This window comes from Nostoc sp. CALU 1950 (assembly GCF_051172895.1).
GTDB classification, from domain to species: Bacteria; Cyanobacteriota; Cyanobacteriia; order Cyanobacteriales; family Nostocaceae; genus Nostoc; species Nostoc edaphicum_A.
The window spans coordinates 1-8,584 of record NZ_JBDNJQ010000238.1 but is presented as its reverse complement, the minus strand read 5'-3'; the positions used below and the strand labels follow the sequence as shown (position 1 = coordinate 8,584).

The window sequence follows — 8,584 nt, the reverse complement described above, 5'->3', positions numbered from 1 at the left end:
AAAAAGCTCTTTGATGTTCTTTTACCACAGAATGTTACTATTTTGGAGATGTCTAGTAGAGTGGATTTAATTGAACCAATATCTAAGCAAGTTTCTTTTAACCACTCTAACAATAAAAGCAAATATTTTAATTTTACTAATAGAAAAGATGTTCAATTAGAACAAAATCAAGCACAATTTATTGTAGCAGCGCATAAAATCATTGCAGATCCTTTAGCTTATAATGAATTTAAGGAAAAATTTAAAGAGCTATCTAAAAATTCTAATCGTTATATTTTAAAAGGATTAAAAATAAATGCAAAAAAAGACTTCTTGAATTCAATCTTTTTCTGGACATTAACAGTATTTGAAGTAATTTTATGTTTAATTCTATTATTAAAACTTACTTCGGGATGGTTTGTTCTTGTTTACCCGCTTGATCTAACTATTAACCTAATTGATACAAATGGTTTTTTCGCGATAATAGCTATTCTGATTTCATGCTTACAGCTAACTGTTAATATGAAGCAAAAATAGATAGAATGTTTCTTAATATGGCGTAAATAAATATAATATATATTTATTTACGCTGCATATTTAGCAAGGTATCATTCAAAATCATCATGACGCAAACTTATGGACAATATACTAAAAGTTAAACTGCTTGGAGACAAAGCTCGGCTACCAGAATATGCTCACGAAGGAGATGCTGGCTTAGATTTATTCTCTACAGTAGAAACTGTTATACAACCTGGAGAAAGTTCTTTAATTCCTATTGGTATTATAATTCAATTACCATCTAAGACAGAGGCACAAATTAGACCTCGTAGTGGTCTTGCTTTAAAACATCAAATAACTGTTTTGAACTCCCCAGGAACTATAGATGAAGGCTACCGAGGAGAAATTGGAGTAATTTTAATTAATCATGGTAAATTACCATTTACCATAGAAATAGGTATGAGAATAGCACAGATGGTTATCAAACCAGTTTTATCAGTTTCCATTAAAGCTATTGAAGAACTAGATATAACTTCTAGAGGTTCAGGAGGATTTGGCTCAACAGGAACATGAATTAAATTGATTTATTTAGGAATATTCAGTTATACCTTTGCCAATGTAACAATTTCTATCTGATCTTGATACTTTCCTTGACGCGCTTCGTAACTAATAGCACAGGGTTCACCTTCTAAAAATAATAATTGCACTACACCTTCATTAGCGTAAATGCGACAGTCAGCACTAGAAGAATTGGAAAATTCTAAAGTTAAATGACCTCGCCATGCAGCTTCAGCAGGTGTTAGGTTTGCTATTATCCCACAACGTGCATACGTAGATTTTCCAATACAAATTACAGTAATATTCTCAGGAACCTTCAGCTTTTCTAGAGCAACCCCAAGTCCATAGGAATGAGCAGGTAAAATAAAGTAACTGCCATTGGCATCTGTGTGCAGTGCTGTTGGCTCCAGATTCTGGGGATTAAAGTTTTTGGGATCAATTACAGTTCCGGGAATGTGGCGAAAGATACGGAACTCAGCCGGGGAAAGGCGTATATCGTAGCCATAAGAAGACAAACCGTAACTAATTACAGGTTGAATCGCTACAGACTCATCTTTTTGCACTTTTCGGATTAAACTTGGCTCAAAGGGTGAAATCAAACCCTGTTGAGCCATTTCTGTAATCCAGATATCGTTCTTAATCACAAGTTCGCTACTAACGTTAATTCAAACAGACTTGATATATTAGCACGAACTGAGTATTTTGATTTAGGGTCGATAACTGCGACGAATCTCTGTAATTTGATCTGCCACATCTAAGAGAGATTTTGGCATCTCTGGCCCTGTGAGAATGATATCGACGTGGGGAGGGCGTTTTGCCAGAAACGCTAAAACCTCCGTTTCAGGAATTAAACCAAAGTTAATCGCTAAACTTAACTCATCTAAAACCACGAGAGAATACTTACTCTCGTACACTACCTGTTGTGTATACTGCCACAGTTTTTGTAAGGCTTGATTTTCCGTCTCATCAAGATGTGGTGTATCGATACAACGAGGCAAATCACACCGAATCCAATCTAAATTTTGTCCTAATTGTATGGGCCTTTCCTGTCCTTGACGAATACCTCCTTTGAGGAACTGCACTATTAAAACTGGCGTTCCTTGTCCAGCTATTCTCAGTGATTGAGCCATCACACTCGTAAAAAAATTGCGATGGGAGCTAGTAAAAACTTGCACTAGCCCTTCAACTGGATATGGTAGGGTCAGGGTTGAATTGATACTTTGAGTTTCTAGCTGGGCAACCATAAAGTTAAGTTTAAAAAAATACAATAGATTAAGAGTTTTTGCTGGCGGCAATTATTGCAAATCTGCCTGTATAATCAATCTATTTTTCAGAGGTGTGGTGGATTTGGCAAATTGCATTCTTAGTCAAACACTACGTTTGTATTGAAGTCAAGAGTTGTTTTGATTTAAATTTTCGTTTTTCCTCTGAAAGTACTTGTAAAAATTAAAACATAAGAGTTACAGTTCCAATTATTTAAAAAAGCTAGGTGTAAGTCTGAAAATCGCTAAATGTTAGATTTGCCGATTGTTTGGGCAAAACAGACTTAGCAAGTAGTGAATTTGACAGGATGAGGAGTTAATTGTTGTGAGATTGGTGATTCTGGGAGGTTCAGGATCGGGGAAAAGCACTCAAGCACAAAGGCTTTGCAGATACTTTGAGATTCCTCTGATTTCTACAGGTGAGATTTTACGGGAAGCAATATCTGGCAATCAGCCTCTACCGGGATTTCGATGGTCGGAAGCTGATCCCCGGACTTCTCTTTCGGTTTACGCTAGCTTGAGTGAACTAGGATATCACGCACGCCCCTATATGCAAAAAGGGGAGTTAGTTCCAGACGAAATGATCATTGAATTGATCCGAATTCGCCTCAGACAACCAGATATTCAATGCGATTGGGTGTTAGAAGGCTATCCCCGTACTGCCTTCCAAGCTGAAGAATTAGATTTTTTATTAGATGATTTAGGGCAAAAGCTAGATTGGGCAATTTATCTCCAAGTTCCAGAAGCAGTAATGGTTAGTCGATCCTTGGGGCGATCGCTACCAGATGACCAACCAGAAATCGTGCAGCGCCGTGTAGAATTATTCTACGATCGCACCATTCCCATCCTAGAATATTACGACCGTCGTCGCTGCTTGTTGACCATCAACGGCGACCAATCACCAGAGATGGTGCAGCAAAATATTTTGACTCTACTTTCAGTTCCTTGAAGAGTGCTGAGTGGGAGAGTTTGGAGAGACGCGATTAATCGCGTCTGTACAAGAGTTAGGAAAAATTCTTGCCAATGCCCCATGCCCCTCAATTAGATGATTTGCAACACTAAGGTAATCTTAAGTCAGTATTGTAAAACTTGAGGCAAATCCAATGGCTTGGCAGCGTCCTGACGGTCGTCTTCCCTACGAACTACGTCCGATCAGTTTTTACCCTAGTTTCACTCGCTTTGCCCCCGGTTCTGTTCTCGCAAGATGTGGTGATACTCAGGTACTTTGTACCGTTAGCGTTAATAAGGGAGTTCCGAAGTTTCTCGAAGGGACTGGTAAAGGCTGGTTAACTGCTGAGTACCGAATGCTACCATCTGCTACCCAAAAACGCCAAGAAAGGGAATTATTGAAATTATCTGGACGGACACAAGAAATTCAACGTTTAATTGGACGCAGCTTACGTGCAGCAGTGGATTTTGATGCACTGGGAGAACACACGCTAACTGTGGATGCTGATGTGTTGCAAGCTGACGCTGGAACCCGGACAACAGCCATTACAGGCTCATTTGTGGCGTTGGCTCATGCAGTTTCTCAATTATTGCAAGAGGGCATGTTGGAGCGATCGCCTTTATGTGGACAGGTAGCAGCAGTTTCCGTAGGATTACTGGAGGGAGAGCCATTTTTGGATCTAAATTATATCGAAGATGTGGCAGCAACCGTAGATTTTAATGTGGTGATGAATCAACATTTGGGAATAATTGAAGTCCAAGGAACAGCCGAAGAAGGCAGCTTTAGCCGCACTCAGTTGGATCAACTGCTAGATGTCGCCCAAAAAGGAATTCAGGAATTGTTAATTGCTCAACGTGAAGCGATCGCTAACTGGGAAGCCTTGGTTGTGATTAATTAGTTTTATTAATTTTCAATAAGAATTAATAATTGTATCCTTTGTGGCGTTAATCAACAAAGTATCAAGTAACTGGGTGTAAATAAATAATCATGAGAGTGATTAGTAGTTAGTGCGACTGACTACTGACAACTCGCCATTGAAGGTGATAAGGAGCGTCTATTTTTTCCAGCCTACCTAATCTGTGATGTTAAATGTTTCAAAAGTTAAAAAGGAGGATTGTAATAAGTTCGGTATTGTATTGCTGGAAGCCAGCAATATGATGATGAAGCCATGAACAAAACCGTTGAAGTTCTACCGGATCAGCCAGCGCTGGTTGCACGAGCGCTAGAATTAATTCTGTCCAAATTAGAAACTGCCATTGAACAGCGTGGGCGGTTTACCATTGCCTTATCTGGCGGCAGTACACCTAAACCGTTATACGAAGCGATCGCTACTCAAAAACTGCCTTGGGATAAAATTCATATATTCTGGGGGGATGAGCGTTATGTACCATCAGATCACCCCGATAGCAATGAGCTGATGACGCGTCATGCGTGGCTAGATCGTGTTGACATCCCAGCAGCTAACATTCACCCTGTACCAACTTTAGAAGCCAATCCAGAACTGGCTGCTGATAAGTATGAAAAACACCTCAAAGAATTTTTCAATTCTTCTGGGGTTGAGTTCCCCGCGTTGGATGTAGTATTACTAGGAATGGGTGATGATGCACATACTGCATCTTTGTTTCCCCATACAGAGGCTCTTAAAGTACGCGATCGCCTCGTGACTGTGGGTAACAAAGACGGAAACCCCAGAATAAGTTTCACATACCCCTTCATCAACTCTGCTCGTAGCGTGATTTTTCTGGTTGCTGGTGCTAATAAACGACCAGCTTTAGCGCAAGTCTTTGCACCTGTAGCCGATGACTTCACTTACCCATCCCGCTTAATTCAGCCCCAAGGTGAACTTTGGTGGCTGCTAGATGCAGCAGCAGGTTTGGAACTCCAACATTAAATAATGGGGAATTGGGCATGAGGCATGGGGCATGGGAGAGAGGTGGGTAAATTATCCCTTGTTCCCCTCATCCTCCCTTTCCCCACCTCCCCGTATCCAATTCATCGTTCTATCAGCAGTAATTGCTAGAATCTAAAACTAGGGCCGCTTTCTGCTTGCCAGTCCTACTACTTTGTCAAGCTAATTTTGAGGGTTTGTAGTAAGTACAAAGTGTGCTTAGAAAATAAGGACTAAAGTCCTTACTACGAACTTGCTTACGCATCAATTTAAACTTGACAGATTACTACTTATATCTATGATGATCTTGAACAAAGGCTAAATATCGATGATCGTCTGCCCTAATTGCAATCATCCCAACCCTGATGGCGCTGTCCAGTGTGAAGCTTGCTATACACCGTTACCCGCAACTACTAACTGTCCCAGTTGTGGGGCAACTGTGCAAGCAGATGCTGCATTCTGTGGTCAGTGTGGCTATAACCTTCATTCAGCAGGAGTTCCACACGTTCATCCCGCAACAGTAGCTACAACAGTTACTCCCGATGTTCCTGTGGAAGTGCCAGCGTTAGTTCCACCCGATCCACTGTTAGAACTTTTGCAACCAGATTCATTGGGAATAAGCGGTTCTACTAACTCCCATCCTCCTAGTTCATCTTTACCACCAACAGAGGTGGCAGTTCCCCCAGAACCATCGCCACAGGTATCTGTTTCAAACAGTAGCCCCCCAGAACCTGCACCAACCGTTGCAGCTCAACCTGTAGTCTCTATACAAAGTATTCCTACTCCACCACCCCTAGAACCAGCGCCCACCCCTGAAGCCGAAGTACCCGCGCCAGCAGCACCAGCACCAACTGTAACTGCTGCCAGAACGCAATTGCAGCAGGTTACAGCGAAGTTAATCCACGTTCAAAGCGATTTGCTAATTGAATTGCCGCAAAATCTCTCTGTAATTCATATCGGCAAGTCCAATGACCGGATTCCCCCAGATATAGATGTTTCAGGATTTCCCAATTCGGAAATTGTCTCGCGGATTCATGCAGATATTCGCGTTGAGGGAGATGCTCATTATGTAGAGGATGTGGGAAGTTCTAATGGTACTTACATTAATAATTTGCCACTTTTACCAGGAAACCGTCATCGCTTGCGACCAGGCGATCGCATCAGCTTGGGTAAAGGAGACTTAATGACATTCCTCTTTCAACTTGCTTAACTGATTCTTGATCAATTGTGACATCAGTCTAAGCATTTTCTGCCCACCCTCCGGCATCCTTTTTGGAGGATCAACAAATAAACCGCATCGGACAAGCGACGGATAACTATGTTGTTCTTGATAGCGCCATAGTTGACAGCCGTCGCTTCGAGGTGCGAATTGTTGCATTGCCCAGCAACTCCATTACCTTAATAATTACACTAGGATGGATGAAAATACACTGCCAATTTTAGATTGTGAATTTTTCAGAAAATCTAAAATCTAAAATCCAAAATCTAAAATCCAAAATTGAGTGACCTATGAGGGAACCAAGTAAAAATTTTGAAACCTTGCTCACCAAAGAAGCCCCGCCAGTTGTTGAACGCATGGGGCTAACCTGGCTAATTGCAGCAGCGATCGCAACTGCTTTACTGTGGCAAGTACCAGGTGGGGATTATATCTTATACCCGTTTACAATTCTGGCAACTTGGTTTCATGAAATGGGTCACGGCTTAATGGCACTCCTATTAGGGGGACAGTTCCAGAAATTAGAGATTTTTAGTAATGGTTCCGGTGTTGCAACTTATAGCATCCGGTCATCATTGGGGCCAATTGGTCTAGCATTGATCGCAGCAGCAGGGCCAATGGGGCCACCTCTTGCCGGTGCAGTTTTGATTCTGGCTTCCCGCAGTTTTACAGCAGCTTCCCTAAGTTTGAAAATTTTAGGCGGTTTTTTGCTGTTTTCCACATTAATTTGGGTACGTTCCTGGTTTGGATTGGTAGCAATTCCCTTGCTGGGTTTAATAATCTTGGGTATCGCCCTGAAAGCACCTCGTTGGGCACAAGGATTTGCTATTCAATTTTTGGGTGTACAAGCTTGTGTGAGTACCTTCCATCAACTTAATTATCTATTTAGTAGTTCTGCTGGTTCCCTTGGACTCTCTGATACAGCGCAAATGCAGAGGTATTTGCTTTTACCTTACTGGTTTTGGGGCGGGTTGATGGCGATCGCATCTCTGGTGATTTTAGTCCAAAGTCTCCGCGTTGCCTATCGTTCGGAGTAATGAGTAAGAAGCACCATCAAAAGTGGGAATTTCTTGATTTTAGTAACCTTGTTGTTACTACTGATGAACTTTATTGTTCCGAGTTTTTTTGGATCGCGATCGCTACAGGTTCCCCATAGCAGTTTCCTGGCTTAAGTAGAAGCTTAATTCGATCAGATAATTCACAAATAAATCTAAAGATGATACCGCAAGATGCACGACAATACGCACCAGCAACCGAGCGTAACCGCGAACCAATTCTAGAAGTACTTTTACAAGTGTTGCCGGAGAGTGGCACTATTTTAGAGATAGCAAGTGGAACTGGTGAACACGCAGTCTTTTTTGCTTCCAGGCTCAGGGATTGTTTGTGGCTGCCAACAGATGCAAATTCACAATCAAGAGCTAGCATTATTGCATGGACTGAACACAATGCATGTGATAACGTTTATCCACCGCAACATCTTGATGTCAGAGAACCAGTTTGGGTAGTGGAGAATAGTTCATTTGATTGGCTCTCTAAGAAGCCAATTGTTGCCATCGTCAACATCAATATGATTCACATTTCACCTTGGTCAGCCTGTTTGGGGTTAATGGCAGGAGCCGGTCGTATCTTAAAAACAGGAGGTATCCTCTATTTGTATGGCCCCTTCAAACAAAGTGGAAAACTAGAAGCAGCAAGTAATACAGCTTTTGACGAATATTTACGTGCCGAAAACCCAGAGTGGGGTGTACGTAACTTGGATGATGTTGTAGCAGTAGCTAGCGCACAAAATCTCACCTTGAAACAGATTTACCAAATGCCAGCAAATAATCTTTCAGTAGTGTTTCAACGTTCTACATAGTCAGAAACCCCAGCCCTAAAGGGCGGATTCGCATTACTAGAAGTTCTCAAATCTTCTGGATTGCCTGTAGAAACAGGTTCAGGTGGGTTAAAAAAGTTTAATTGTTTTTCTCAAAATTTAGAGAAAACTCACTGGCTAGATGCGGCTTGTGTTAGAGCATCGATACCTAATTTGATAATTAAAAGTATAAAAACCATTATCGGTCAATGTCTTTAATTTTGAATTTTGAATTGTTAAAAGTAATTATCCTTAAAGGTAACTATGGATGGTAAAAACATTTTCAGTGATGGGCGAACCTATCGGTTAAATTAAGCCTTGTTGTAATTGAAAATATTGTAGAGTACAGAATTGTCCTAAGTATTGCCCTACGCAACTC

11 protein-coding genes and 1 pseudogene are annotated in these 8,584 nt (G+C 41.2%); 10 read left to right on the top strand and 2 right to left on the bottom strand.

Annotation, left to right across the window (positions count from 1 at the left end; translation table 11 throughout):
• Positions 1-516 (top strand): hypothetical protein (locus tag ABF638_RS35255; protein WP_435027429.1); only part of this gene is annotated, 516 nt, incomplete at its 5' end.
• 99 nt (positions 517-615) lie between these two features.
• A complete protein-coding gene (gene dut / locus ABF638_RS35250) occupies positions 616-1,050 on the top strand; it encodes a dUTP diphosphatase (RefSeq protein WP_435027428.1) in 435 nt (144 codons plus the stop codon).
• A gap of 29 nt (positions 1,051-1,079) precedes the next feature.
• On the opposite strand, the gene dcd is transcribed toward dut, so the two are convergent.
• Together dcd and ABF638_RS35240 are read right to left on the bottom strand one after the other, a co-directional pair.
• Positions 1,080-1,649 carry a dCTP deaminase gene (gene dcd / locus ABF638_RS35245; protein ID WP_435027430.1) on the bottom strand — a complete coding sequence of 190 codons (570 nt, stop codon included), beginning with the start codon at positions 1,647-1,649 and terminating at the stop codon, positions 1,080-1,082.
• Between the two features lie 93 nt (positions 1,650-1,742).
• A complete protein-coding gene (locus ABF638_RS35240) occupies positions 1,743-2,279 on the bottom strand; it encodes a P-loop NTPase family protein (protein ID WP_435027427.1) in 537 nt (178 codons plus the stop codon).
• A 343-nt stretch (positions 2,280-2,622) separates the two neighbouring features.
• Between ABF638_RS35240 and ABF638_RS35235 the strand changes: the two genes are divergently transcribed.
• The 8 genes and pseudogenes from ABF638_RS35235 to ABF638_RS35200 form a co-directional block, all read left to right on the top strand.
• Entirely contained in the window at positions 2,623-3,246 is a 624-nt protein-coding gene (locus tag ABF638_RS35235; protein WP_435027426.1) for an adenylate kinase family protein, read from the top strand.
• A 154-nt stretch (positions 3,247-3,400) separates the two neighbouring features.
• Entirely contained in the window at positions 3,401-4,144 is a 744-nt protein-coding gene (gene rph / locus ABF638_RS35230; protein ID WP_435027425.1) for a ribonuclease PH, read from the top strand.
• A gap of 270 nt (positions 4,145-4,414) precedes the next feature.
• Positions 4,415-5,137, top strand: a complete 723-nt coding sequence (gene pgl / locus ABF638_RS35225; protein ID WP_435027424.1) for a 6-phosphogluconolactonase — start codon at positions 4,415-4,417, stop codon at positions 5,135-5,137.
• A gap of 325 nt (positions 5,138-5,462) precedes the next feature.
• Positions 5,463-6,344, top strand: coding sequence for an FHA domain-containing protein (locus ABF638_RS35220; protein WP_435027423.1), 882 nt, complete (start codon positions 5,463-5,465; stop codon positions 6,342-6,344).
• A gap of 62 nt (positions 6,345-6,406) precedes the next feature.
• Positions 6,407-6,577 carry a hypothetical protein gene (locus ABF638_RS35215; protein WP_435027422.1) on the top strand — a complete coding sequence of 57 codons (171 nt, stop codon included), beginning with the start codon at positions 6,407-6,409 and terminating at the stop codon, positions 6,575-6,577.
• A 66-nt stretch (positions 6,578-6,643) separates the two neighbouring features.
• Complete coding sequence (locus ABF638_RS35210) at positions 6,644-7,387, top strand: M50 family metallopeptidase (RefSeq protein WP_435027421.1); 744 nt, start codon at positions 6,644-6,646, stop codon at positions 7,385-7,387.
• Positions 7,388-7,566: 179 nt separating this feature from the next.
• Positions 7,567-8,208, top strand: a complete 642-nt coding sequence (locus tag ABF638_RS35205; RefSeq protein ID WP_435027420.1) for a DUF938 domain-containing protein — start codon at positions 7,567-7,569, stop codon at positions 8,206-8,208.
• Between the two features lie 27 nt (positions 8,209-8,235).
• Positions 8,236-8,409, top strand: a pseudogene (locus ABF638_RS35200) (RNA-guided endonuclease IscB); the annotation flags it as partial.
• Between the last annotated feature and the right edge of the window lie 175 nt (positions 8,410-8,584).